Genomic DNA, 25,512 nt, shown 5'->3' with positions numbered 1-25,512 from the left:
TCCTTCGGTAGGCGGCGATCTCAGCGCTCGGCGCGGGGGCGGGCTAGTCGGGGGTGGCGTCGAGCGTGCGCATCACGCGGTGGGCCTTGAGCGCGATCCAGAGCGCCAGGCGCTCCTCGGGGTCTTCCAGATTCAGCCCGCTGATCTCGCCGATACGCTTGAGCCGGTAGAGCAGCGTGTTGCGGTGCACGTGCAGCGCCTCGGCGGTCTGGGCCAGGTTGCCCAGGCTGGCGAAGAAGGCCTCCAGCGTCTTCAGCAGCTCGGCGCGCTGCTTCTGGTCGTACTCGGCCAGCGCGGCCAGCGTGGTGCGGTAGAAATCCCACAGCTCGGGTGACTCGCGCAGCAGGAACAGCAGGCGGTACACGCCCAGGTCGCCGAAGTCGAGCACGCGCCCGTTATCCAGCAGCTGCCGCCCGAGGATCATGGCCTGCTCGGCCTCGCGCAGCGAGCGCGACCACACCGTGACGTTGGCGGCCTCTTTGCCTAGCGCCACCACGATCGTGGGGATGTCGTTGGACAGGCGGACACGCAGCTTTTCGGCCAGCTCGCGGGCGCGCGGCCCCGGCTCGGGCACGGGGATGTAGGCCAGCAGGCCGTCGTCGCGGCGCATGGTGGGGGCGGGCATGTTCAGGGCGCTCAGCGCGTTGTTCACCGCGCTGGTCAGCCGCACCAGGGTGCGCTCATCGAGCGCGCCGTTGCCGCTGGTGGAGCAGAGCACCGCCGCGTGGGGCACCCGCAGGTCGTAGCCGAGATCTTGGGCGCGGCGCAGCAGGGCCTCGCTGTCGCCGGGCGGCCCCATCAGCACGGCCTGCACGAAGTCGCCGCGCAGCCGCTCCTCGGCGGCCTGCACCGCGTGCTCCTTGGCGATCTCCAGCGCGATGGCGGCGGCACCCGCCTGCGCGGCCAGCTTGTCCCACTCATCCAGGGTGGGGCCTGCGATCGCCAGGTAGCCCATGCGGTCGCTGCTTGCGCCCAGCTGCTGCACCCAGATCTGCTGGCCCAGCTGCTGGTAGATGCCGGGCGCGGTGGGCCGCAGCGTCTGCAGCGCCACGCGCGAGGAGCCGCGCCCCTTGATCGCGCGGATGTCGCCGCTGAGGCTGTAGCAGGCCACGGCCTGCCCCACGCGCTCGGCCAGCGTCTCCAGCAGGCCCGGCAGCCCCGCGCCGGCCAGCGAGCGGTGGGTGAGCAGGTTGCCCAGCTGGGCAGCGCGGCGGTCGAGCTGGGCCTCGTAGTCGCTGATCAGCCGCTGCACCTCGCGCTCGACCTCGCGCGGGTTGATGTCGTCGGGCAGGTGCAGCAGGGGGATGTGGGCATCCTCGGCGGCGGCCTGGGCGGCCTCGCTGATCTCGCCGATGGCCCCCACGGCGGCGATCGGCACCCGGGCCAGTCGCTCGATCAGCGACGGCAGGGTGAGCTGGTCATCCAGCGCCAGCGCCGCCGACACCGAGACCAGCGCCAGCTCGCCGCCGCGCAGGTTCGAGAAGACCGGCGGCGTGGCACGCTGCGAGGCGACCCAAGTGACGGGGTGGGCAAGCCCGCTGTTGCCGGCTACGATCGTGGTGCCGGGCGGCAGGGCAAGGCGTACAACATCGCGGACGGTGACTGGTGCCATAGTGTCGCTCAACGAAAGTGGTGCTTGGCACGCGGCGCACGGCGCGGGCGGCGTCGCTCGCGCGGGCGGGCGCTTCCAAGCAGATTGCAAATTACACCAGGGGTTGGCAGCCACAGCGCTGCGCCGGGCACGCAGGCCGCTGACGATACGGCTGGCTGGGTGCCGGGTCTCTGCTTCATCGTATGCCTTGACCAAATAGACGGCCCGGCATTTATGCAGAATGAACGATGAGCTATTATAGCATTATTGTGATTTTTGCAAAGAAAGCAAGAGGCGCTGTGGTTCACCGCTTTATGCGAAATAGCGACACATCCGACCACATGGGGCGGGGCGGGCGCTGGGGTGGCGCGATTCTGGCCGTGGGGCTGCCCCGCAGGGATGAGCCGGAGCTGATCGACGCGCCCGGCCTGGCCGACGCCGAGCTGCTGGAGAATTTGTTGGATCTGTCTATGGTCAACCGCCTGGGCGGCGGCGTCTGGCTGAGCACGTGGGCCGTGCGGCGCTTTGTACAATCCGCACAGTTGACCGGGGCGGTACCAGCTGCGGCATTTGTGCAGCCCGCCGCGTGGGATGTGCTGGATGTGGGCTGCGGGATCGGCGACATGCCGCGCGCCTTCGCGGGACGTGTGCTGGCGGTGGACATCAGCCCGCAGATCGTGCGGATGGCGGCCATGCGCGGCGGCGGGGTGGCCTACGCCGCCGCCGACGCGCTGCGGCTGCCCCTGGCCGACGCCAGCGTGGGCGTGGCCCACTGCTCGTTCACCCTGCACCACTTCGCGCCGCCCCAGGCCGTGGCGCTGCTGCGCGAGCTGCGCCGCGTGGCCCGCCACGGCGTGGTGCTGAACGACCTGCTGCGCTCGTGGCCGGGCCTGGCCGGGGCATGGCTGCTGGGCCACCTGATCAGCGCCAACCGCCTGACCCGCCACGACGGCCTGGCCTCGGCCCGCCGGGCCTACACCCTGGCCGAGCTGCTAGCCATAGCCCACCAGGCCGGGCTGCGCCCGCTGGCCGTGCGGGCCATCCCCGGCTACCGCGCCGCGCTGGCGCTGGCCTAGCGCCTGCCCATGCTGGGCAGCTCGATCAGGCGGTAGAAGCCATAGCTGGCCGCCAGCACCAGCGCCCAGCCGCCTAGCGCCAGCGCGGGGTAGGCCAGCCGCGCTGGCATGCCCCAGGCCAGCGTGGCCGCCGCCGCCAGCGCCAGCAGCGGCGCGTGGATGAGGTAGATGCTGTACGAGAACCGGCCCACCCCCACCAGCGCGGGCCGCTCCAGGGCGCGGCGCACCAGCCCGGCGGGCCTGCCCGCCTGCTCGCGCAGCGCCATGGCCACCATGCCGCTGGCCATGGACGCGCCCGCCACCAGGATGGGCGCGTAGCCCGGCAGCTGGGCCAGCCGCCCGATGCTGGCCGCGCACACCGCCGCGTAGGCCGCCGCCGCACCCAGCGTGATCAGCGGCCAGGGCAGCCGCCGCAGCCAGCCCTGCCCCGGCGCGAACCCGATGGCCGCAGCCGCCATGCCCATGCCAAAGATGCACACGTAGTTGCCCTGCGAGAGCGGCAGCAGCGGTATGGGCAGGTCGTTGGCGACCACGCCGTAGCCCAGCGCCGCCGCCGCCAGCGCCAGCGTGCCCCACTTTCGCCACACCCACAGCAGCAGCGGGAACAGCAGGTAGATCTGCGTCTCCACCGCGATGCTCCACAGCGGCGGGTTGATCTTCAGGTACCAGTCGTAGCTGGCGTTGTGCACCAGCAGCAGGTGGGCCAGCAGCGCCTGCCAGGTGGCGGGCAGCGCCAGATCCCAGTACAGCCCGCGCGGCTCGGCCAGCCATGGCACCGCCGCGATCAGCGCGAAGGCCAGCAGCACGGCGGCGTAGTAGGGCGGCAGGATGCGCCTAGCCCGCCGCAGAAAGAACCGCCCCACCCCGCCCGGCAGCCTGCCGTCGCCCGCCCGCGCCGCAGGCAGCATCAGGCTGAAGCCCGAGAGCACCAGGAACACCGGCACGGCGTCGCTGCCCAGGCGGATGACGAGCTGCAGCAGCGCGGCGTAGAGCGCCTGCGCCCACGGCTGGTGCAGCGGCAGCTGCGGCGCGGCCACGCCGTCCATCGGGGTGTCGTACATCTGCATGGTGTGCAGCGCCACCACGGCCAGCGCGGCCAGCGCGCGCATGCCATCCAGGTAGTGCAGCCGGGCGGGGGCGGGGGGCGGGTTGCTCATAGGCGGGGGGCCTCGTGTGCGGGTGCGGCGGTTGCGATGCTGGTATTGTGGCCGATCTTTCTGGCGCGGTCAAGGGAACGGGAGGGGGCGAATACCACGAAGACGCGAAGGGAACGATAACGTACCACCAAGGCACGAAGACACCAAGGGAACAAAAGCTCTAGAAAGAGGGATGTGCCAATCTTACCCACCTGGCCCATGCGGCGAAGGCGCTGCGATCGCCAGCTGGCCATAATCCTCACCAGCGATAGCCAGCCCGCCGCAGAGGAACGCCCAAAATAATCCTTTTTTGTTTTTTGTCGGCCTGAGATTGTGGTGGGTATAGAGGGAGAAAAACGAGGCCGCCTCGTACGGCTGGCCTCGTCTCTGCGGGCTGGATCATGGCCAGCGCGCTGGTTCTTGCGCCTTCGCCGGATGGGCGGGGCCGCTCGCCCTAGCTCACCTCGCCCACGCTGGTCTGCAGTAGCGGCGCCACCGAGGCCAGGAACAGGCGGGCGATCCTGTCCCACTCGTACTGGGCCACATGCTGCTGGCCGAAGTCGCCGAAGGCCGCGCGCTTCGCGGGGCTGCGCAGCAGATCGACCAAGGCCGCCGCCAGGGCCTGCGGCTGCGCGGGCGGCACCAGCAGCCCGGCGCGGCCACGCGGCACCACCTCGGGGATGGCCGCCGAGAGCGTGGCCACCACCGGCAGCCCGCTGGCCATGGCCTCCACAAACACCATGCCGAAGCCCTCCTGCACGCTGGGCAGGCAGAAGATGTCGGCGCGGCGGTACCAGCGCGCCACCTCGTCGTCATCGGGCAGCGCGCCCAGGAACCGCACCGCCTCGCCCAGGCCCAGCTCGCCCGCCAGCGCCCGCAGGCTGGCGTGTTCCGGCCCGTCGCCCACGATCACCGCGTGGGCCTGCGGCACCTGCTGGCGCACCAGCGGCATGGCCCGCAGCAGGTCGGCCACGTGCTTGCGCGGGTACTGGCGGGCCACACACAGGATGGTCGCGCCGTCGCTCTGGCGCGGCGTCGCCTCGGCGATGCGCTGCCAGCGGGCCAGGTCGATCCCGGCGGGCACCAGCCGCACCTTGCGCCCCGGCACGCCGTAGTGCCGCCCGATCGCGGCGCGGGCGTAGGCCGTGTCGGTCAGCACCATGTCGGCGTGGCGGGCGTTGTGGCGCTCCAGCCGCGCCAGCGCCTGGAACAGCGCCCGCGTCTGGCCGCGCTCGTGCAGCAGCTCCTCGGCGATCACGCCCTTCACGCAGCACACATAGGGCGTGTTGCCGCTGCGGCCCGAGATCAGCACGCCGTCGATGTCGAAGCCCACGATCAGGTCGTAGCGCAGCGCGCGCAGCAGCGCGGGCAGCTGGGCGTTAAACAGCAGCCGCCGCAGCGTGAGGTTGGCGGGCCGCTGGGTGAAGGGGCCGAAGCGGGTGACGGTGTGGCCCTGGCGGCGCAGCGCCTGCCCGAGGCCGCCGATCGAGGCGGCGGTGCCGCTGCCGTCGACCGCGTTCTGGAGCCATGAGTCAAGGAATGCGATTCGCATATGGGTGGCGGGCGCGTGGGCGTGGGCCGGGGCGCGCGCAGCTCCTGTGCTATAATTTGCCGGAAGTTTGGGGGAAATTGTAGCACAGCGGGTGCACCCCTGCGCCGCGTGCCGACGTCATACCCCATAGCTCGTGCGCCCGATGCCCGTGCGTCGGTCGCGCGTGTAGGCCGTTGGTTTCCCGACCGAAGCGGGAAGGCCGCGAACGGCGAGCATGTCTTCGGCTGTTGGACACTATGGCATCGACCGCCCGCTGCCCCTACTGCGGCGCGACCACCATGGCGCGGTCGCGCTTCTGCCCGTCGTGCGGGCGCGCCCTGCCCCAGCCCGCCCCCGAGCTTGCTGTGCCCGCGCCCGGCCAGGTCGAGGTCGAGGCCGAGAGCCTGGATCTGCAGGCGCTGGTAAACGTGGTAGAATCAGGCGTCCGCCACTGGCAGCAGCAGCTGGCCAGCGGCGACACCGTGACCAGGGCGCAGGCCGCCAGCGCGATCGAGGAGCTTTCCAAGATCCTGCTCAGCCTCTCGCAGCAGCTGGCCCAGGGCCGCACCACCATGCGCATCACCACGCGCATGCCGGTGCTGCGCGCCTACGACATGGCCTGCCCGGCGTGCGGCGGCGGCAACCGCCGCGGGGCGAAGTTCTGCCAGCGCTGCGGCGCGCCGATGTCGAGCGCGCCCTCAGAGGAACCAACGATGGTGCCTATTTTGCCCCTCACGTTTGCTATCGCCGCCCAGAGCGATATCGGCCAGATCCGCAGGAATAACCAGGACGCGATCTTCACTGGCACGATCGCCCTGCCCGATGGCAGCCAGGCCCAGCTCTGCCTCGTGGCTGACGGCATGGGCGGCGCGGCGGCGGGCGAGCGCGCCAGCCAGATCGCCGCCGAGGCGCTGCAGCACGAGCTGGCCACCAGCCTGGGCCGCCGCCGCCCGCCGGACGATGCGGGCTGGGAGTCGCTGCTGCGCGCCGCCGCCATCCTCGCCAACCGCCGCATCTACAACGAGTCGCGACAGAACGCGGCCCAGCGCGGCATGGGCACAACCCTCACCGTCGTGCTGATCGTGGGCGAGCGCATCCACATCGCCTCGGTGGGCGACTCGCGCGCCTACCTGATCAACGCCCGGGGCGTGACAGTGGACAACGCCAAGGTCGCCCAGCTCACATCCGACCACAGCCTGGTGGCGCGGCTGGTCGACATCGGCCAGATCACCGCCGAGGAGGCCCGCACCCACCCGCAGCGCAACCTGCTCTACCGCTCGCTGGGCACCGACCCAACGGTGGATGTCGACACGCGCTCCGAGCCGATCGAGGCGGGCGATGTGGTGCTGATCTGCTCCGACGGCCTGTTCAGCTACGTGCGCGACGAGGAGCTGGCGCGCATCGCCATCGAGCAGGCCGACCCCGGCGCGGCCTGCGCCCAGCTGATCGCGCTGGCCAACCAGCGCGGTGGCTCCGACAACATCAGCGTTGTGATCATTCGGGCCGAGCGGTAGGCGCTGCGCCTGCCCATGTGTGAGAACCCGAGGTAGCTATGCAGATCTGCCCGGCGTGCGGCGCGAAGAACCGAGGTGCGGCGCGCTTCTGTATCCAGTGCGCGTCCCCGCTTGCGCCGCCCCTGCCCGCCCCCGCCCCCCACGACGACGAGTGGCTGGTCGCAACACTGAGCACCCCTGTTGCGTATCACCCTATGGCACCCGATGTGAACGCCCCTGCGGCGGCGCTGCCCAGCAGCCCGCCCGCGCAAGATATGGAGAGAGAGCACAGCATGGATCAGCAACCCCAGCAGCCGGGCGCACCGGCGCTCTTCGGCGGTCGGTACGAGCAGGTGGCCGGCGATGGCCCAGAGGTCGAGGTGGTGGACCGCGAGCCGTGGCGGCGCTGCTGGGCCTGCGGCGCGACATCCAACGAGGCGGGCGAGCTGTTCTGCACCGAGTGCGGCGCGTCGCTGGAGGGACGCCGCTACCACGGCGCGCTGGGCGGCCCCGAGCCAGAGGGGCTGGCCCTCGTGCCCGAGGTGCACTCCGAGCTAGCCCGCGCCATGCTGCCCCAGATCTGGGACGAGGTGCGCGAGGGCGATCGGCGGCTGGTGCTGACCCTGGGCAGCGGGCGCGACCCGATCGCCCCGCCGCTGGCCGAGCTGGATGCGATCAACCTGGGCCTGGGCATCGCCCGCCTGCTGGTGGCGCTCCACGCCGAGGGCCTGACCCTCGGCGAGGTCGAGCTGGATGAGGTCGAGCTGTCGCCCGAGGGCCAGCCGCTGCTGCGCGCCGCGCCCCACCTGCGGCGCGGCGGCGACCCGGCGGGCGACCTGCCCGCGCTGGCCAAGCTGCTGGAGGCCAGCACCGCCACGCCGCGCACGACCAAGCGCCTCACCGAGGAGCAGGCCGAGGCCCTGGCCGAGGAGCCGGGCATCCCGGCCATCCTCAGCGGGCTGCGCACCGGCGGCTACGCCGACGCCGCCACGCTGGTCTCCACCTTCGAGGAGTTGCTGGCCGACAAGACCCAGCCCGCGCCGCTGTGGGCGCTGGTGGGAGCGCGATCCGACACCGGCATGGTGCGCGACCACAACGAGGATAGCCTGCTGACCCTGGAGCTGCGCACCGACCAGAATAACACCGGCCGCTCGTGGGGGCTGTATGTGGTGGCCGATGGCATGGGCGGCCACTCGGCGGGTGAGGTGGCCAGCGGCCTGGCGCTGCGCGGGGCCGCCGAGGCCGTGATGCGCGGCTACCTGACGCCTACCCTTGAGCAGGACGCCCCCTACGAGGAGGAGCGGCTCAAGGCGGCGGCCTTCGACGCCATCACCCAGGCCAACGAGTACGTCATCCGCGAGGCCCAGGCGCGCGGCAACGACATGGGCACCACCATCACCATGGCGGTGGTCTCGGGCGACCGCGCCGTGATCGGAAACGTCGGCGACAGCCGCACGTATATCTACCGTGATGGCGAGCTGCGCCGCGTCAGCCGCGACCACTCGCTGGTGCAGCGCCTGGTCGACCTGGGCCAGATCGCCCAGGATGATGTGTACACCCACCCCCAGCGCAACGCGGTGCTGCGCTCGCTCGGCGACCGCGCCGAGGTCGGCATCGACCTGTTTGTCGAGCGCCTGCGCCCCGGCGACGTGCTGCTGTGCTGCTCGGATGGCCTGTGGGAGATGGTGCGCGACCCGCAGATCGCCGAGATCATCGCTGCCAACGCCGACCCGCAGGCCGCCTGCGAGGCCCTGGTGGCCACCGCCAACACCAACGGCGGCGAGGATAACATCAGCGCGGTGCTGGTGAAGTTTGTTGCCTACGCGCACTAGCGGCGCGCTCCGCTGGCCTGCGCAGCGCGGTAGCAAGCCGCGCGGGCCAGCAACCCAATCTTCGCTGTTGCCGAGCGCAACAATCGGGCGGGTCTCCGGCGTCATAGCAGCATTCCAGAACTGTGAACTCTGCCGCAGCGGTGGTAGCGGCATACAATAAGGAAACGATGATGGCCGAACCAATAACCATGACCTGCACCTGGGGGCGCGCGCCGCTCCCGACCAGCGCCACGCCCCAGGTCGCCTACCTGCTCGTCGAGGCGGCGAGCGCCGCCGCAACCGAGTCGGTGCCGCAGAACCTCTGCTTCGTGCTCGACCGCTCTGGCTCGATGCAGGGGCCGAAGCTGGCCGCGCTGAAGGACGCCACCAAGCGCGTGATCGACATGCTCGCGCCCGAGGATGTGGTCTCGATCGTGATCTTCGATGACACGGTGCAGACCCTGCTGCCCGCCACCCCCGCCACCGACAAGGCCATGCTCAAAGATGCCGTCGATACCATCGTCGAGGCGGGCGGCACGGCGCTCTCGGGCGGCATGCGCGCCGGGCAGGCCGAGCTGATGAAGAACCACAGCGCCGACCGCATCAGCTCGATGCTGCTGCTGACCGACGGCCAGACCTGGGGCGACGAGCCGACCTGCCGTGATATCGCCACGGCGCTGGGCCAGGCCGGGGTGAAGGTGACGGCGCTGGGCCTGGGGGCCGAGTGGAACGAGCAGCTGCTCGACGACATCGCCGACGCCACAGGCGGCCTGGCCGACTACATCGCCGAGCCGGGCAAGATCGCCACCTTCTTCCAGCGCGCCGTGCGCTCGGCCAAGGGCACGGTGGCCCGCGACGCCCGCCTGCTGCTGCGGCTGGCCCGCGACGCCGCGCCGCGCGCGGTGCACCGCGCCCTGCCCACCATCGCCAACCTGGGCTACCAGCCGATCGGCCAGAACGAGGTGGCGGTGCGTATGGGCGATCTGGAGGCGGGCAGCGCGGCCAGCGTGGTGATCGATATGCTCATCCAGCCCCGCCCGGCGGGCACCTTCCGCATCGCCCAGGCCGAGCTGCACTACACGCCCGTGGGCGGCGGCGACGAGCAGGTGATCAAGCAGGATGTGCTGCTGGAGCTGACCGCCGACGCCAGCGCGCCCGCCTACGACCCGCGCGTGATGAACCTGGTCGAGAAGGTCACGGCCTTCAAGCTCCAGACCCGCGCGCTCTCCGAGGCCGAGGCTGGCAATATCAGCGGCGCGACCCAGAAGCTGCGCGCCGCCGCCACCCGGCTGCTCGACCTTGGCGAGCTGGAGCTGGCCAAGAGCGCCGAGGCCCAGGCCGCCCAGCTGGAGCAGGGCGGGCCGATTAGCTCCGAGACCCAGAAGGAGCTGAAGTACGCCACCCGGCGGCTGACCCAGAAGCTTGAGGAGTAGCAGCCCGCGTCGGCCCTGTTCGTGCTAAGAAAATGGAAGAACCTGCCTGAAAGAGGAGTTGCGATAATGAAGTGCCCCACCTGCGGCGCTGAGAACGATCCGGCGAACCGCTTCTGCGATCAGTGCGGAACCAAGCTCGATGCCGCGCCCGCGCCCGCCGCCCCGGTGGCTGCCCCCGCCGCTGTGTCGGTCTCGCCCACCACCTGCCCGATCTGCGGCGCGGCGGTGCTGCCCGGCGAGGCGTTCTGCGACGAGTGCGGCGCACCCCTGGCCGCTGCGCCGGTGGTGACCGACGACGCGCCCGCCGCAGCGCCCGCCCCTGCAGCGGATGATGCGCCCACCCTGTTCGCGCCGCCGGTGGCCAGCGCGCCCGCCGAGGCCAGCGTGGCCTGCCCGGCCTGCGGCCACCAGAACCTGCCCGGCGACCGCTTCTGCGAGAACTGCGGCGCGTCGCTTGAGCAGGCCGCGCCTGCCGCCGCCGCGCCCGCGCCCGCCGCCGAGGCGGCCCCTGCCGCCAGCGCCCCCGCGCCCGCGCCGCTGGAGCCTGCCACGCCCGAGCCGCCTGCGGTGCCGGCCCCCGAGCCGGAGGCCGCCGCGCCTGTGCCTGTGACCCAGGTGCCCGAGCCAGAGGCCGCTGCGCCCGCCGAGGCCGCTGCCCCTGCCGAGGCCGCTGCCCCTGCCGAGGCCGCTGCCCCCGCCGAGCCAGCGCCCGAAGAGGACGAGCTACCCGCCGCCGACCAGCTGTTCCCCGCCGCGCCCGCTGAGGCCCCCGCCGCCAGCGCCGACGACGCGCAGCGCGCCGAATTCGAGGCCGAGGTCGCCAAGCAGGAGCAGATCATCGCGCAGTTCGAGCAGATGCAGGCGATGTTCGGGGCCACCACGCCGCCCGCGGTGGCGCAGGGCCTGGCCGATGCCCGCGCCGCCCGCGCTGCTGCCCAGGCGGTGCTTGATACCCTGGCCGCCACCCCTGCCGCGCCCGCCGTCGACCCGGCGGAGGTTGCCCGCCTAGAGGGCGAGATCGCGCAGCAGAGCCAGATCATCGCGCAGTTCGAGCAGATGCAGGGCATGTTCGGCGCGGCCACACCGCCCGCCGTGGTGCAGGGCCTGGCCGATGCCCGCGTGGCGCTGGACAAGGCCCAGGCCGAGCTGGCCGCGCTCACCGGCGCCGCGCCTGCCGCTGCGCCTGCCGCGCCGGTGGCTGCGCCTGCTGCCGCGCCTGCGCCCGCTGCGCCTGGCCCTCGGCTGGTGGTCGAGTCCAGCGGGGTCGAGCTGCCGCTGGTGCTCGACAAGGCCGAGCTAATCATCGGGCGCGAGGATCCGATCAGCGGGATCTTCCCCGAGGTCGACCTCACTGGCCACGGCGGCGAGACCGGCGGCGTCAGCCGCCAGCACGCCAAGCTGCTGCACACGGGCGACCAGTGGTCGGTGGTGGATCTGAACAGCACCAACTACACGCGGGTCGATAGCGTGCGGCTCGACCCCAACGTGCCCACGCCGGTGGGCGACGGCTCGCGCATCCAGCTTGGCCGCGTGGTGCTGGTGTTCCGCGCCTAGCGCCCGCAGCCCCGACGCCCAGCGACCAGATTCTGGTTGCTGGGCGTTTCTTTTTGCCCCAAAGTGAAGTTGCGCAAGGGCAACTTGGTGTGGTGCGCTGGCAATGGCGCAGGCGCGCGCCAGCCGATATAGTGTCTAGAGATGTTAGGAACGAGTCGCCCTACGCACCCCTCGCTGAACATGTCCACTGGCCGAGGCTTGTCCGCGCATCTGCACGCCTTTTTCTGCCCGTAGAGGAGCACGCGCCACTATGATCGATGAGTATCGCGCCTTTCTCACCCAGCTCTTTGGCGACGCCGCCTTCGCCGATGCGCTCGCCAGCGCGGCGGCGCGGCACCACCGCATCGAGCAGGACTTCCGCCGCCAGCTCGCCGAGGCATGCCCCGCCGTCCAGATCCGCTTCCCCAACATCGCGTTGCCCGCACCCGAGTATCTTTCCAAAAACCTGTTCAGCATCTTCCTGGTGTCGATCCTAGAGTCCATCGGCGTGCCCGAGGAGCGGCTGCACGCCTATGGGGTGCTCGTCCACGCCATACGTGGCGTGGTGACGGCCACCGACAACATCGTGGATGGCGAGGCCAAGGGAACGCTGCACATCGACATGGGCCAGTCGCGCATCGCCCCCAACGTGCTGCTGCTGCTGCTGCAGGATGGCATCATCCACCAGACCCTGGCCGCGCTCAGCGGCGACGCGGCCCTGCGCAGCCGCGCCTGGCAGTCGCTGATGGCCACCGTGCTGGAGATCCTGCGCGAGGAGAGCGGCGAGGAGAGCGCGATCGCCGCCGCTCTCACGCCCGAGGAGCTGCTGGCCACCATCCACAGCTTCCGGGGCGGGCGGCTGTTCCAGCTGGGCTTTGTCATCCCCGAGGTGATCGAGCAGGAGCGATCCGAGGCGATCGCGCGGCTGAAGGAGGGTGTGTTTGGCTTCGGGCTGGCCATCCAGATGCTGGATGATCTGGCCGATCTGGCCGAGGACGTGGCGGCGCGCAACCACAATCTGCTGCGCAGCTGGATCATCCACCGCCGCGCCGACGGCAGCTGGGATGACGCGGCGCTGCTGGCCCACGATCCCGCCGAGCTGGCCACGCCCGAGCTGCGCTTCCCCGCATCCACCCGCGCGGTGGTGCGCGAGGCCGCCGCCACCGCAGCGCGCGGCTTTGCGGCGCTGCGGGCGCAGGGCTACCCTATCGGCCCCCAGGCCGAGCAGCGCTTCCTGGCGCTGCTGTTCCGCATCCGTGGCGTCGAGCGGCTGCTGCCGCTGGCGGTGTAGGGGAAAAACGGGCCAGGTGCGCTTTTTTGCATCTGGCCTGGTTTCTACACCAAAGATTTTTACCACGAAGACCCGAAGGCGATGCACGGGAACGCTCAAAAATGTAAATGCGGCAGACGGTACGATCCGGTGTGCCGGGATATGCCTGGGAAGTGCGCAGCGCCAACCCTACCCACCTGGCCCATGCGGCGAAGGTGCCGCTTGTGTTTTGATGGCCATATGCACGAACACCAGCCGCCAGCATTCGGCATGGGAATGCTTCAAATTGGGGGTTCGCAGGGGGCGACGCCCCCTCGTGGGATTCCGAGGGGCGAGCCCCTCGGCGCCGCCCGCGCAGGGCATCCACCCACCGAACACGTACCACCGCTATCGCTGATGGGAAACACCTCGAAAAAGTGACACCAAGTGAGGGGTACACCCCTCACTTGGTGTCACTTTCATGAGCGTGGCATTGGGATGTGGCAAATCGTGAAAACCCACGTGCCGAATCATGCACAGCGCATCATCGCTTGCAAACCAGTCTGAAAAGAGGTATCACCCAACCTTACCCACCCGGCCCATGCGGCGAAGGTGCCGCTAAGGTCTTGATGGCCATATGCACGAACACCAGCCGCCGGGAAACGGCATAGGAACGGTCAAAATTGGGGTTCGAAGGGGCAACGCCCCTCGCGGGGATCCAAGGGCGCGGAGCCCTTGGTGCTGCCCGCATAGGGCATGCACCACCATCCAAAAATGACCACTATCGACGAAGGCGCACCCAAGCCGAACGAACAACAACGCACCGTTTCGCTCAAACGGCCTCGGAACACCTCGAAAAAGTGACATCTACTGAGGGGTACACCCCCTCGCGGGGTTCCGAGGGGCAGGCCCCTCGGTGCCGCCGCACAGGGCATCCACCCACCAACCAAACACCGCCGCCATCGCTCATGCGCAACTAATCCCAATACTGGAAAGTGCTGTCAAGTGAGGGTCTGCGCCCGTGGTGCTGCCCTTGCGAATGGTGATCGGCGTGAGCGCGATCGAGTAGTGCTGCAAGCGTTGTCTATTGAACAAATATATGAATATATGGAGTATCTGTTTGAAATAGAGGACATCATCTATTCCGGAAGCTTAATCACCATCGCCGGAAGCTTAATCACCATCGCCGGAAGCTTAATCACCATCGCCGGAAGCTTAATCACCATGTTTGAGGAGATATGCACTCTTCTCATGCGAAGGTGGGGTGAGCTCGTGCGAATACGCATGATCGAGGCATCCGGCGAGCTGGCCCGTGCGCACGGGCAAAAAAGATGGCCCGGCGCTTGTTGCAGCGCCGGGCCATGGACTTTTTCTCCGCAGCGCTAGAGCGAGCGGTAGAGATCGAGCGTGCGCTGGGCGATCGCCTCCCAGCTGAAGTGATCCTCGACGCGGCGGCGGCCATTCTTGCCATAGCGCGCCTGCAGCTCGGGGTCGAGCGCCACCTTGTTGATCGCCTGGGCCAGATCGTGCGAGAACTTGGCCGCGTCCACCGGCTCGAAGGTGCCCTCGCGCAGGGCCAGGTCGACCAGCTCGCCGGTCTCGCCGGGCACCACCACCTCGGGGATGCCGCCCACGGCGGATGCGACCACGGCGGTCTCGCAGGCCATGGCCTCTAGGTTGATAATGCCGAACGGCTCGTAGACCGAGGGGCAGCAGAACACGGCGGCGTTGGCGTAGAACTGGATGACCTCATCGCGCGGCAGCATCTCCTGCACCCAGATCACGCCCTCGCGCTTGGCGCTGACCTCGGCCACGCGCTCGGTCATCTCCGCGCCGATCTCCTTGGTGTCGGGCGCGCCCGCGCACAGCACCACCTGGAGCGACGGGTCGATCTGCGGGATAGCGTTGACCAGGTGGATGATGCCCTTCTGGCGGGTGATGCGCCCGACGAACAGCACAAAGGGCCGCGTGGGGTCCACCCCGCGCCTGATCAGCGCATCGTTGGCGGGGGCGGCGCGGTACTGGGCCAGGTCGATGCCGTTGTGGATGACGTGCACCTTGGCGGGGTCGATGGGGAAGAGCCGCAGCACATCGTTGCGGGTCTCCTTCGAGACCGCCACCACCGCGTCGGCATCCAGGATGGCGGTGCGCTCCATCCAGCTGCTCAGGTGGTAGGCGTTGCCCAGCTGCTCCACCTTCCAGGGCCGCAGCGGCTCTAGCGAGTGGATGGTGAGCACCTGCGGCACGCCCCAGAGCTTCTTGGCCAGCACGCCCGCCATATCGGTGTACCAGGTGTGGCAGTGGACGATGTCGGCGTCCAGGGTGTCCTTGGCCATGGCCAGGCTGCGCTGGAAGGCATCCAGCGCCCCGCCGAAGCGCGGGTCGGTGCCCTGCTTGGCCTCGGGCCAGGGGCCGTAGCCGCGCACGCGCAGCCGCTCGTCGGCCACATCCTGGTCGCCGAAGCAGCGCACCTCGACCGGCACCAGCTTGGCCAGCTCGCGGCTGAGGTATTCGACGTGGACGCCCGCGCCGCCGTAGATATAGGGCGGGTACTCGTTGGTGAACAGCGCCACCTTGTGCAGATCCTGCATGGGGAACATCTCTTTCCACTTGTCGTCAGGCGGCTAGATCACGCGCTGCGCCCAGTCGTACAGCCCGATGTACTCGCGCGCGGATGCCAGCCAGGAATTGTCTTCGCTCATGCCGCGCTGGCGCAGGTGCTTCCAGCCCGCCGCATCGCTGTAGGATGTGATGCTGCGGCGGATGGCGTCGATCAGGTCGCGGCTCTGATAGGCGTGGAAGCGGAACCCGTTGCCGTCGTAGCCCTCGCGCACCGTGTCGTTCAGTCCGCCCACGGCGTGCACCACCGGCACGCAGCCGTAGCGCAGCGCGATCAGCTGGTCGGTGCCGCCTGGGTCGCGCAGCGGCGGGATGAGGCAGGTGTCGCAGCCCGCGTAGAGCTGGTGGGCCAGCTCGGGGTCGGTGCCGGCCAGCAGCTGGATGCGGTCGGGGTGCTGGTCGGCGAAAGAGCGCAGCACCTGCTGGGCGATGCTGTCGCCGCTGCCCTGCAGCACCATCTGGGCGTCGGTCTCATCGATCAGCCAGGGCAGCGCCTGGATGACGAGGTCGATGCCGTGGGCCAGGGTGAGCGGCCCGGGCACGCCGATCAGCGGGCGCTGGATGTCCACCTCTAGCCCCACCTCCTGCTGCAGCGCGGCCTTGCAGAGCCGCTTGCCGTTGGTGTCGGCAGCCGAGTAGTTGGCGGCCAGGGCCGGGTCGGTCTCGGGGTCGAAGATGCCGTAGTCGATGCCGTGCATGATGCCCGCGAGGCGCTCGTGGCGCATCTGCAGCAGCGGGTGCAGGCCTTCGCTCTGATCGGGGGTGAGGATCTCGACCGAGTAGGTGGGGCTGATCGTGTTGATAATGTCGGCGAACAGCAGGCCGCGAGCCAGGAAGTTGAAGTTCTGGGCCGCCAGGCCGATGTTGCGCTCGATCAGGCCGCCCTCGCCGAGGCCGCTGAGGTGCAGCGTGAAGGGGCTGAACAGGCCCTGGTAGGCCAGGTTGTGGGCGGTGAACACCGAGGCCACGTTGCCGAAGGCGTAGCGGTAGTAGGTTTTTAGGTAGTTGGGCACCAGGCCGCAGTGCCAATCGTTGGCGTGCACCACATCGATTGGCCAGCCCACGATGTCGCGCAGGTGCAGCATCAGCGCCATCACGCCGCGCGCGAACAGGATGAAGCGGCGGTCGTCGTCGGCCTCGCCGTAGATCGCGCCGCGCTCGAAGGCGGTGGGGATGTCGAGCAGGTAGATGGGGATGCCGTTCTGCTGGGTGGTGTGGATGCGCATGATCTCCTGCCGCTCGCCCACGGGCAGGAAGCTGGTGGCGCAGGCGGGGGTCTGCAGCGCCTTGTGGAAGCGCGCCTGGTGGTAGCAGGGCACCACCACGCGAGCGTCGTGGCCCAGCTTGCGCAGCGCGGCGGGCAGCGCGCTGGCCACATCGGCCAGCCCGCCGGTTTTGATCAGCGGCGACATCTCGGCTGCTACATATAGAATGTTCATGGCACCCTCGTCTCTGCTTTGCTTCGTCGCAATGTGCTTTGATTGTACCACGCGCGGTCTGTCTTATCAGCCCTGCTAGGCGGGGCGAGGCCGCTGGTATGCCAGATCGCTCGCCGTGAGCCTCGGCTTGCGGTTAGGGCGCGGGCGTGGCGGTGGGCAGCGTGTCGCCGATGATCGGGATGCTCTCGATTGGCACCGCGCAGGCCAGCAGCTGGCCCCGCGCGCTGACCCAGGCGGCCACGCCTGCGCCGGGCTGCACGGCCAGCCAGCTGCCGTCGGCGCTGCGGCCCAGCGCCGTCACGGTGTCGCCCGCGCCCAGCATGCCGATCGCGCGGAACCGGGTGCCCGGCCCCATGCGCAGGTTGATCTGATCTGCCGCTGCGGTGCACACCAGGGGCACCGCCGTGGGCGTGAGCGTGGGCGCGGGCGTGACGGTGGGCAGCGGGGTGGGCGTGGGCGTAGGCGTGATGGTGGCGGTGGGCGCGGCGGTGGCCTGGGCCGCGCTGGGCTGCGGCGCGGCGGTGGAGGCCATACCGGCTGCTGCCCAGGGCGCGTTCTTCCAAAACAGCAGGGCGAACATCACGATCAGCGCGGCCACGGCCACCCCGCCCAGGGCATACCAGCCCCTGCCGCGCTCGGGGGTGGCGGTAGTGGCGGGCGGCGTCGCGATCGTCAGCCCGATATGGCGCAGGTTGTGCTGGCTGAAAGCGAGGCCCTCGGCGTCGCCCAGCTCGGCGCGGATGGCGTGGGCGGCGGCCAGCGCGGTCTCGGCCTCGGCACGGTTGCCCAGCAGCCCGGCCCGCGTGCCGCGCTCGTGCATGGCCCAGGCGCGCAGGGCCTTGTCGCCAGTGGCGGTGGCGGCGCGCTCGGCGTGGGTGGCCAGCTTGCCCCACAGCCCCCAGCGGCCACGCAGCACCGCCATGGGCTGGGTGGCGCGGGCCAGCGCACCAGCCTCGGCAGCCTTACCGCTGGCCAGCAGCAGCTCGATGGCCTGCAGCAAGTTGCCCGCCTCGTCGCTCAGCCACGCGATGTCGCCAGCGTGGGCGGCGGCAGCGGCCACATAGTAGCTAGCGGCGCGCTTCTTCTCATCCCCAGGCTTGATCTGCCGCTCGATGGCGCGGCGCAGGCTGTGGGAGGCCAGGTGGTAGCGCTCGCCGCGCTGCTCGGCCAGGCCCAGCTCGGCCAGCCGCCTCAGCGCCTGCCGCGCGCCCGCCGTGCCGCTCACCGCCTCCACGGCCTCGGCGGTGGCCCCGCCCGGCCCGACCTGGGCCAGCGCGGTGAGCGCGGCGGTCTGCCCCTGGTCGAGGGCGCGCAGCATGATCTTCAGTGCGCGGGCCAGAATGTCTGGCTCGGTGCGCTGCTCCTCGGCCAGCGCCACCAGCTGCTTGAGGGTGTGGGTGCCGCTGCGCAGCAGCCGCCCGGCCAGCTCTAGGCCCAGCGGCAGGTCGCCCAGCGCGGCGCAGATGCGGTCGAGGAACATCACATTTGAGAGGTCGATCTCGGCCTCGGCCTCGGCCCCCAGCAGCTTGGTGGCCTCCTTGCGCGGCAGCGGGCCGATCGGCACCGCAAGCATGCTGGCGGGCGCGGGCACCTCCGCCGCCACCAGCGCCGCGCTCTCGGCCAGGGTGTCGGCCAGGGCCAGGTGGGCGTTGGGCGCGATGGCCAGCCGATCCATCAGCAGCATAGCCCGCAGCCCGCCTAGGTGATCGCGCGCGGTGGCCGGGGTGAGCTTGGTGGGCGGCTCGCTGGTATAGAACTGCTCGAAGATCTCCTGCGCTAGGTCGTCCTGATCGGTCGCGTCGGCGGTGCGGGCCAGCGCCACTACGCCGTCGGGCATGGCCTGGGCTGCCGCGCTGGCCGCCTGCCGCACCAGCGCGCTCGCGCCGCTGCCGGGCGGGCCGTGCACCCACGTGCCGCGCCGCGTCGCGACCGCATCCTGGATCTGGCGCTGCTCGCGCTCGCGGTCGAAGAACGGGCTGGGCGGCGCGGGCGGCGCGTCGGGCTGCGTGCGCCGGGCGAGCACGGGCAGCACCCCCGGAAGCGCCAGCGTGCCGTGGGTGCTGTGGATACGCACGCACGACGTGGGCGGCAGGCCGGGCGCGGTGGCGCTGGGCACCACGATGCAGCCCGCCATATCGGGCTGGGGCGCAGACACCAGCGGCGCGTCGGGCGCGCGGGTGAGCAGCTGCGCGTCGGCCACGCCGCTGGTGCCGGTGGACTGCCGCGCGTCGGCCACGCTGCGGGCCAGGGTCGCGCCCTCGGCTAGAGCGCGGTAGAGCGCCCCGGCGAATGTCTGGATGGCCGAGCTGCCCTCGCGCAGCTGGATGGCCAGCACCGCCGGGGTGGGCGTGCGCAGCAGCGCGGGGGCCAGCTGCCGGAACGGCTCGGTGGCCAGGCGCGGGCTGGCGCTGGCATCCAGCACCACCAGCCGCAGCCCGCTGGTAGCCAGCAGGTTGGCCAGCTGCGCCGCGCCCACAGCCTTGGTGCTGCCCGCGCTCTCGCTCAGCAGCAGCCCGCCCTTTGCCTGATCCTGCGCGCCCTGGCCCACGAAGTGCCAGATGTGGTAGCCCAGGCGCAGCTCGCGCTGCAGCGTGGCCACCGTCAGGTTCGGCTCCACCGTCACCTGCACGTGCTCGCCCAGCGTGGCGAAGGCCGCCGCGATCGCGCTGAGCACCGGGGCAAGCGTGGCGCTGTCGGCGGCGGCGCTGCTAAGCAGCACCCGCAGCGGCAGCGGCGCGGGGCCAGCGGTGGCCTTGGCCGCGATTTCGAGGGTGCGCACCACCGCCACGCCGCGCCGCGCCAGCGGCCCGCGCTCGTCGGCCAGCAGCTCCCAGGGGAGCTCGGCCACCTTGCCCTCCTCGGCGTCGCAGCGCAGCCGCAGGCAGGGCACCTGCTGGCCCGCCAGCGCCGCCGCGATCAGCTCGCGGGCCGGGCCTTGGAACAGCGCATCGAACAGCAGCCGCCCCAGCCGCAGCAGCTGCTCCTCGCTGGCGCTCAGTCCGGTGAATGCGGCCAGCAGCTCGGTGAAGGCCGGATCTTCGGGGAAGAGAAACGCGCCGAGCGCCTCGCCGCCAGGGGCACGGATGGCCACCGGGTAGCTGTCGCCACTGCGCGGCTGTATGGCAATGTCTACGTCGAAGTACACCCTTACGCTCCGCGGATGGGCACCACGCCGCCTATCGAGTGGTGAGAACACGTCTGCGTATATCCTACACGCAGCAGCCGATTTCGGCAACTCAGGGCGGAACATGCCCGCGCAGGTGAAAAAGGTTTGTCGCGGCGGGGTTCGGCAGGATCTATCCGCTCTCGTCTGGTAGAACATTTTTACCACCAAGACCCCAAGCCATCCGAGGGCTGGTTCACCGCGAAGACGCGAAGGCAAGAAGGCGTCCCATCTGCTAGGGGGCATACCGCACTGGGATGAGGTCAGCAATGGTTCCATGGGCGCCTGTTCGCCCTGGACACTGCTAACCGCAAATGAAAATGCCTTTGCTGTCTTGCGCAAAAGTGCAGATCAGAGAATTTCTAGCAGATAGAATCCTCACAGATCATAGCAGTGCCACACGCCAGCTGCGATCTTCAAGAACGTTTGGAAACGAGATAAGGAGGTAGTTTCTATATGCTTCTCCACCCCCTGACCTTACGCTCTGGCGAGACACTCACCGAGAAAGAGCACGCTGTGTTTGCGATGCTGGCTTATGGATATGATCGTCCGACCATTGCCCGGCGGCTGTGTGTGAGCCTGAACACAGTGGAAAGCCACCGCCAGCATATCTACCACAAGGGCCGCTTCCGCAGCCGCCGTGATGTACTGCTGGAGGCTATCAATCTGGGACTTATGACCACTGAATATCATGATCGCCTCATGATGTAGTGTGGCATGGAACGCGCTACACTTTGGGCGCATGGGCGCAAGCTTTTTTGGTACCACAGGTATTGTGTGTAAAGCCTAACTTTATCAGTAGCTCTGAGCAACCTGAGCCCGAAAGCCATCGGAGCAGGTATAAACTAGGAGCAGCTTAATGAAACATTCAATCCGTTTGAACTGGTTAGGTGTGATTTCCGTACTGTTGTTTGTTATCACGGTGCTTATACCGCCCATGCCCAGCGTCCATGCTGCTGCACAAGTCGCTCTGCTCAGCGATATCCATCCCGGTCTAGCTGGATCGGACCCATCGGATCTCACCATATTTGGTGGGTCCATCTTCTTTTCTGCCAACGATGGCGCGAATACCACAAGCAGTGGCGTTACCTTCTGGAAAACAGATGGAACTGCTGCTGGCACGATGAAGGTAAAAGATATTGATCCATGGAAGCTGATGGTTTTCAACGATATGCTCTATTTTTTGGCAGAAGCCTCGACAGGTGCCTATGAGCTATGGAAGAGCGACGGCACTGCCGATGGGACCGTGCTGCTAAAACAGGTGCCTTTTTCTGATCCCAATGCGCAGTTCTCCTCGCCAGATCTGATCCAGGCCGACAATCTCTTGTTTTTCTCGGTCGGCTCGGAGCTATGGCGGAGCGATGGCACCGCTGCTGGCACCGTGCTAGTGAAAGATAGCGATCCAACAGCCCAAGCTTCTATTGGCTCTCTGCATGCGCTTGGCCCGCTGGTTCTTTTCTCGATCGGCTCAGCGCTATGGCGGAGTGATGGTACAGCCGTCGGCACGCTGTTGATAAAGTCCAGCGATGGCGATGATGAGTTCATTCCGTTCAACTATGCCGACAGCACGAAGAGCGTGCAGATCGATGGCGTGCTCTATTTTGCCGCCTATACTGATACTGCCCAGACCGAGTTGTGGCGAAGCGATGGCACGGCAGCGGGTACGTTCTTGGTGAAGGATATCAGCCCTGGCATGGCAGGCGGGTCTTGGCCTAGTAATCTGCGCGCAATTGGTAAGACGCTCGTATTCACCACCTTTGACATCAACGACAGCAGCTGCGCCACCCCATTTAATAGCCAACAGAGTGGCCTATGGGCCAGCGATGGCACTGGGGCGGGTACCATACGCCTTTCGTCTGGGTATGGTGAATGCAGCCTGTCGAGCCAATACGATCTTGCGACTGTTGGCGGTGTGCTGTACTACACTATCAATGGGGAGCTCAAGAGAAGCGATGGTACGCCAGGGGGTACAGGGCTGGTCGACGCGAGCTTCCAGAATGAAGATCAAGAGGCGGGGGGGCCAATTGCAGATGCGCTGGGTGTGCCTCTTTTTACTGTCTATGATACGGTTACGCAATCTATCAGCCTGTGGCGGAGCGATGGCACAGCCGCTGGCACAACCTTGATCCAGACACTCAGCAGCGCACCATCAAACGCTCCTATTGCCAACTACACCATCTTGGGCAACACGCTGCTGTTTACCGCCGATGACGGCGTGAACGGCAATGAGCTATGGTCTGCGGCGCTACCGGATGTGCTCCAAGTTTCGGCCTCTATCACCGCAAGTGGGGGCGGACATGCGCGCGCTCTTGATGGCTCGGTGGATATCTCATTTCCCTCCGGTGCTGCGGAGGGCGATTTCACCTTGTCGATCGCGCCGCTTGCCATACCTGGTCAGCCACTGGGCGAGCTGCAGAGCCTGCGCAGCTTCCGACTTGAGGCGCGGGATGCGGGCGGCACCCTCATAACGCAGTTCAACAAGCCATATACCCTGATGGTTTCCTACAACGATATCGAAGGGGCAGGGCTTTTCGAGCCAGGGTTTCAATTAGCGTACTGGAATGGGAGCAGCTGGAATATGCTGTTGCCCTGCTTGGCCTGCAGCATTGATCCAGTGAATAATCGTATTGTGGTGCAGCTTGATCACTTTAGCGAATTTGCGGTTCTAGGCCGTATCGAGAATCGCACCTACCTACCGCTGACAATACAGTAGGCCACCCCGTGATCCGGCTGTTGTGCAGTGGTGTGCGCACCCTGCCCGCGCAGGTGAAAACCGTCTGTCGCACCAGTCCTAGGGGTCGATGTCGACGCTGGGCGGCCTGGGCACGCGCACGCAGAAGTTGGACCACGCGGCAGACACGCTGCGGAACGCCCCCGCGATCACGGCCACATCCAGCCGCGAGCGCGATAGGCGAGGGATGTGGGTGCGCGCCTTCTGCACGGGCGCGCCGTTGATGTAAAACCAGAAGCTCTCATCGATGCAGATAATAGCCAGAGTATTGGTATCATCTTTTTTGATCGAGGGTGCCGAGATGCGATTGATATAGATGTGGTGGTGATTGCGACCTTCAAAGGTCTGCACCACCGATGCCTGCTGCGTGTAGGGTCGCATCCGAAACAGCGCGAAGCAGTTGTCACTGATCTCCTCGAAGACCAGCGCCGCACCCTCATCATCATTTCCCCCGCTGAGCATGCGTACCTGGGCCGTCAGGCAGAAGGTTTTGGGAGCGAAGCAGGATGAGTCGCCCGCCATAAATGCAGTCTCGTGTGCGCGGTTTTGCAGCTCCAGCGTGTAGCGACCACCCGCTATGCTGCGGTGCACCGCGCAGACCCCATCATCCTTCACGCCGGTGCCCCAGCTCTGGTGGTTGCTGGTGAACGGCTCGTCGAAGCAGATCGACCACAAGTGCATGATCTCACTCAGATCGGGCGTCTCGATATCTTCGCTATTAATCGTCGGCGTTGCATCCGCATCCTCGCTGTAGCGGAAGAGCTGGATATGCTCCAGCACCTCGGGCGGGGTGCCATAGGCCACCCAGCTCGGCTTGACCGAGTAGAGCAGCAGGTCGGCCTGCTGTGGCGTTAGCAGCAGCTCTTCGGCGATGCGTAGCACCAGCTCTTTGCTGCGCGGCGGGTATTCGCCTGCAAACCATGCGTTGATCGTGCGGCGCGACACGCCGATGGAGCTAGACAGCTCGCTGTAGGTGTGGATCGCTTTGTTCGTGTGCAGCGCGAAGAACACATGAAGCAGCTCCGCAAATGTATAGTTCATGGTGCGAAAATGCCTTTGTAGTGTTGCTCAAATGTGCAGGTCCTGATGCGTCGGCGGGGTAGAATCCTTACATATCATAGCAGTACATTATGAACTCTACAACATGCTGCTTGGAACTGATCATAACCAATAACATATTCTGCCTTCTGCGCCCCAAGGCCTGAGAGCACGTATTGCCTAGCGTGTATTGTATAGATAATTTGCGCTTTCCCTCCAGCATCCATGCAGTCATGCACAAGGAGCGCGATCCCTATGCCTTTTTACCCGTTGATTCTGCGCTCTGGTGCGATCCTCACCAAGAAAGAGCATGCTGTGTTTGTGCTGCTGGCCTACGGCTACGATTGCCCTGCCATTGCCGAGCAGCTATGTATGAGCTCGGGTACAGTTGAGACTCATCGCCAGCATATCTATCACAAGGGTAACTTCAGTAAGCGCCGGGATGTGTTGCTTGAGGCTGTTTATCTTGGGATTATGACCCGCGAATATCATGAGCTTCTCATGATGTCATACAACGCATAGCGCGCTATACTCTGCCCTGATAGGCATTCACCCCGCTCTTGCAACAAGGGATATGATCTCCAATTTGCACACAAGCACTCTTTAACCGAGCGATCCTGCGCATGATAAAATCTGAAAAGTGCTAATATAATAAAAATAAGTCAAATATCAATTAATGGTACAAATTGTTTGATATATCTATATAGTGATATCAAGTTTGTATATGTGGTAGATATAGTCATATCATCTATTCACTATAGTCAAATTTGATATAAATGATAATCGTTCAGTAGTTGGAAGGAGCACCCCATGTTTCGCACCACGGTTCGCATGCTCTTTGCGGTTCTGTTCGCGGCAGCGGTATGTATCGGCCAGCCGGCCCAGGCCACCCAGGCGGCCTCGCCTGGCTGCAGCGGCTACGGCTGCGATGGGAAGTACGCCTACTCGGTTGGCTGCACGGTGAGCTATCGGGTGGTGAACATGAGCTATATCTACGACGGTGCAGGCAACAACATTGGCTATGTGCAGCTCTGGTGGTCGGACACCTGCCAGACCAACTGGGCGCGAGTAGTGCGCACTACCTCGTATACGGGCTATTCGCTCTACGCCAGCGCCATCCGCCTGACTGATGGCGTGGGCTATGGAGCCAGCGGTGGCCCTGGCTCTTCCGATGTTCGCACGCTTATGGTCTACGCGCCAGTGGCCATCGTGCAGGCATGTGGCTTCATCGGCTCATATGGGGCATGTATTTCTGGCTAATGGGGTCTGTCTAGGTCTTGTGCGCCCGCTGGCCGCTGGCTGGCGGGCGCGCTATGTGTAGCGGCCCAGTGGATGATAGTGATCGAGCCTTGTCTAGCGTGAAAGGAAGAATCCTATGTTTCGCACCACCGTTCGTATACTTCTTGCGGCCCTGTTCGTGGTGGCGGCGTGTGTCGGCCAGCCCGCCCAGGCTACCCACGCGGCCTCACCCGGCTGCAGCGGCTATGGCTGCGATGGGCTTAATGCATATCAGGTAGGCTGTGCAGGCGGTACTGCTAGCTATCGGGTCGTTGACTACCGTACAGAACATGTGATCGGCTTCTGATGGGCGCGAACGAGTGTTTTTGGCAGGCGATGGGGCAGCGGACGACGATGACGCAGGCACGAGGCCAGGAAGCGAAGCCCCAAC

Annotated in this window: 18 protein-coding genes; 11 read left to right on the top strand and 7 right to left on the bottom strand. The window is 67.3% G+C overall.

From position 1 onward, the window contains the following. Positions 1-43: 43 nt before the first annotated feature. A complete protein-coding gene (locus F8S13_25800) occupies positions 44-1,612 on the bottom strand; it encodes a PucR family transcriptional regulator (GenBank protein ID KAB8139967.1) in 1,569 nt (522 codons plus the stop codon). Positions 1,613-1,839: 227 nt separating this feature from the next. Here F8S13_25800 and F8S13_25795 point away from each other — a divergent pair, with 227 nt between their 5' ends. After that, entirely contained in the window at positions 1,840-2,667 is an 828-nt protein-coding gene (locus tag F8S13_25795) for a methyltransferase domain-containing protein (protein ID KAB8139966.1), read from the top strand. Here F8S13_25795 and F8S13_25790 read toward each other — a convergent pair. Together F8S13_25790 and F8S13_25785 are read right to left on the bottom strand one after the other, a co-directional pair. Next, on the bottom strand, positions 2,664-3,824 hold the full coding sequence (locus F8S13_25790; GenBank protein KAB8139965.1) for an acyltransferase: 1,161 nt from the start codon (positions 3,822-3,824) through the stop codon (positions 2,664-2,666). The genes F8S13_25795 and F8S13_25790 overlap by 4 nt on opposite strands. Before the next feature lie 433 nt (positions 3,825-4,257). Then, positions 4,258-5,355 carry a glycosyltransferase family 4 protein gene (locus tag F8S13_25785; GenBank protein KAB8139964.1) on the bottom strand — a complete coding sequence of 366 codons (1,098 nt, stop codon included), beginning with the start codon at positions 5,353-5,355 and terminating at the stop codon, positions 4,258-4,260. Between the two features lie 278 nt (positions 5,356-5,633). On the opposite strand from F8S13_25785, the gene F8S13_25780 reads away from it, so the two are divergent. The 6 genes from F8S13_25780 to F8S13_25755 all read left to right on the top strand — a co-directional run bounded on the left by F8S13_25780 (position 5,634) and on the right by F8S13_25755 (position 14,239). Then, positions 5,634-6,848, top strand: coding sequence for a Stp1/IreP family PP2C-type Ser/Thr phosphatase (locus tag F8S13_25780; protein KAB8140002.1), 1,215 nt, complete (start codon positions 5,634-5,636; stop codon positions 6,846-6,848). 38 nt (positions 6,849-6,886) lie between these two features. Then, on the top strand, positions 6,887-8,659 hold the full coding sequence (locus tag F8S13_25775) for a Stp1/IreP family PP2C-type Ser/Thr phosphatase (protein KAB8139963.1): 1,773 nt from the start codon (positions 6,887-6,889) through the stop codon (positions 8,657-8,659). 170 nt (positions 8,660-8,829) lie between these two features. Continuing rightward, positions 8,830-10,071 carry a VWA domain-containing protein gene (locus F8S13_25770; protein ID KAB8139962.1) on the top strand — a complete coding sequence of 414 codons (1,242 nt, stop codon included), beginning with the start codon at positions 8,830-8,832 and terminating at the stop codon, positions 10,069-10,071. A 63-nt stretch (positions 10,072-10,134) separates the two neighbouring features. Continuing rightward, complete coding sequence (locus F8S13_25765; protein KAB8140001.1) at positions 10,135-11,625, top strand: zinc-ribbon domain-containing protein; 1,491 nt, start codon at positions 10,135-10,137, stop codon at positions 11,623-11,625. Between the two features lie 250 nt (positions 11,626-11,875). Beyond that, a complete protein-coding gene (locus F8S13_25760; protein KAB8139961.1) occupies positions 11,876-12,895 on the top strand; it encodes a hypothetical protein in 1,020 nt (339 codons plus the stop codon). A gap of 1,065 nt (positions 12,896-13,960) precedes the next feature. Continuing rightward, a complete protein-coding gene (locus F8S13_25755; protein KAB8139960.1) occupies positions 13,961-14,239 on the top strand; it encodes a hypothetical protein in 279 nt (92 codons plus the stop codon). On the opposite strand, the gene glgA is transcribed toward F8S13_25755, so the two are convergent. From glgA to F8S13_25740, 3 genes are all read right to left on the bottom strand, one after another. After that, on the bottom strand, positions 14,236-15,444 hold the full coding sequence (gene glgA, locus F8S13_25750) for a glycogen synthase (GenBank protein ID KAB8139959.1): 1,209 nt from the start codon (positions 15,442-15,444) through the stop codon (positions 14,236-14,238). The two genes, F8S13_25755 and glgA, sit on opposite strands and share 4 nt — an antisense overlap. Positions 15,445-15,477: 33 nt before the next feature. Further along, positions 15,478-16,911 (bottom strand): glycogen synthase, encoded by a 1,434-nt coding sequence (locus tag F8S13_25745; GenBank protein KAB8139958.1) that lies wholly within the window; start codon positions 16,909-16,911, stop codon positions 15,478-15,480. A gap of 133 nt (positions 16,912-17,044) precedes the next feature. Next, positions 17,045-20,056, bottom strand: coding sequence for a CHAT domain-containing protein (locus tag F8S13_25740; protein ID KAB8139957.1), 3,012 nt, complete (start codon positions 20,054-20,056; stop codon positions 17,045-17,047). A 474-nt stretch (positions 20,057-20,530) separates the two neighbouring features. Between F8S13_25740 and F8S13_25735 the strand changes: the two genes are divergently transcribed. Beyond that, the gene (locus F8S13_25735; protein ID KAB8139956.1) at positions 20,531-20,785 is read left to right on the top strand and encodes a helix-turn-helix transcriptional regulator; all 255 of its coding nucleotides are present in this window, start codon (positions 20,531-20,533) and stop codon (positions 20,783-20,785) included. Between the two features lie 148 nt (positions 20,786-20,933). Further along, a complete protein-coding gene (locus F8S13_25730) occupies positions 20,934-22,787 on the top strand; it encodes a hypothetical protein (protein ID KAB8139955.1) in 1,854 nt (617 codons plus the stop codon). Between the two features lie 78 nt (positions 22,788-22,865). Here the strand turns inward: F8S13_25730 and F8S13_25725 are convergent, their stop codons facing one another. Further along, on the bottom strand, positions 22,866-23,846 hold the full coding sequence (locus tag F8S13_25725; protein ID KAB8139954.1) for a helix-turn-helix transcriptional regulator: 981 nt from the start codon (positions 23,844-23,846) through the stop codon (positions 22,866-22,868). A gap of 222 nt (positions 23,847-24,068) precedes the next feature. On the opposite strand from F8S13_25725, the gene F8S13_25720 reads away from it, so the two are divergent. Together F8S13_25720 and F8S13_25715 are read left to right on the top strand one after the other, a co-directional pair. After that, positions 24,069-24,365, top strand: coding sequence for a helix-turn-helix transcriptional regulator (locus F8S13_25720; GenBank protein KAB8139953.1), 297 nt, complete (start codon positions 24,069-24,071; stop codon positions 24,363-24,365). A 288-nt stretch (positions 24,366-24,653) separates the two neighbouring features. Continuing rightward, positions 24,654-25,103, top strand: coding sequence for a DUF2690 domain-containing protein (locus tag F8S13_25715; protein KAB8139952.1), 450 nt, complete (start codon positions 24,654-24,656; stop codon positions 25,101-25,103). Positions 25,104-25,512: the final 409 nt, after the last annotated feature.

Source organism: Chloroflexia bacterium SDU3-3, assembly GCA_009268125.1.
Taxonomy (GTDB): Bacteria; Chloroflexota; Chloroflexia; order Chloroflexales; family Roseiflexaceae; genus SDU3-3.
This window is presented reverse-complemented; position numbering and strand designations above follow the sequence as displayed.

What these genes read in the sequence shown, in the direction of transcription:
- F8S13_25800 (KAB8139967.1), bottom strand. Translation starts at nt 1,612, where the DNA reads ATGGCACCAGTCACCGTCCGCGATGTTGTACGCCTTGCCCTGCCGCCC.
- F8S13_25720 (KAB8139953.1), top strand. Translation starts at nt 24,069, where the DNA reads ATGCAGTCATGCACAAGGAGCGCGATCCCTATGCCTTTTTACCCGTTG.
- F8S13_25760 (KAB8139961.1), top strand. Translation starts at nt 11,876, where the DNA reads ATGATCGATGAGTATCGCGCCTTTCTCACCCAGCTCTTTGGCGACGCC.
- F8S13_25770 (KAB8139962.1), top strand. Translation starts at nt 8,830, where the DNA reads ATGGCCGAACCAATAACCATGACCTGCACCTGGGGGCGCGCGCCGCTC.
- F8S13_25780 (KAB8140002.1), top strand. Translation starts at nt 5,634, where the DNA reads ATGGCGCGGTCGCGCTTCTGCCCGTCGTGCGGGCGCGCCCTGCCCCAG.
- F8S13_25755 (KAB8139960.1), top strand. Translation starts at nt 13,961, where the DNA reads ATGGAGTATCTGTTTGAAATAGAGGACATCATCTATTCCGGAAGCTTA.
- F8S13_25775 (KAB8139963.1), top strand. Translation starts at nt 6,887, where the DNA reads ATGCAGATCTGCCCGGCGTGCGGCGCGAAGAACCGAGGTGCGGCGCGC.
- F8S13_25785 (KAB8139964.1), bottom strand. Translation starts at nt 5,355, where the DNA reads ATGCGAATCGCATTCCTTGACTCATGGCTCCAGAACGCGGTCGACGGC.
- glgA (KAB8139959.1), bottom strand. Translation starts at nt 15,444, where the DNA reads ATGCAGGATCTGCACAAGGTGGCGCTGTTCACCAACGAGTACCCGCCC.
- F8S13_25790 (KAB8139965.1), bottom strand. Translation starts at nt 3,824, where the DNA reads ATGAGCAACCCGCCCCCCGCCCCCGCCCGGCTGCACTACCTGGATGGC.
- F8S13_25730 (KAB8139955.1), top strand. Translation starts at nt 20,934, where the DNA reads ATGAAACATTCAATCCGTTTGAACTGGTTAGGTGTGATTTCCGTACTG.
- F8S13_25735 (KAB8139956.1), top strand. Translation starts at nt 20,531, where the DNA reads ATGCTTCTCCACCCCCTGACCTTACGCTCTGGCGAGACACTCACCGAG.
- F8S13_25715 (KAB8139952.1), top strand. Translation starts at nt 24,654, where the DNA reads ATGTTTCGCACCACGGTTCGCATGCTCTTTGCGGTTCTGTTCGCGGCA.
- F8S13_25795 (KAB8139966.1), top strand. Translation starts at nt 1,840, where the DNA reads ATGAGCTATTATAGCATTATTGTGATTTTTGCAAAGAAAGCAAGAGGC.
- F8S13_25725 (KAB8139954.1), bottom strand. Translation starts at nt 23,846, where the DNA reads ATGAACTATACATTTGCGGAGCTGCTTCATGTGTTCTTCGCGCTGCAC.
- F8S13_25745 (KAB8139958.1), bottom strand. Translation starts at nt 16,911, where the DNA reads ATGAACATTCTATATGTAGCAGCCGAGATGTCGCCGCTGATCAAAACC.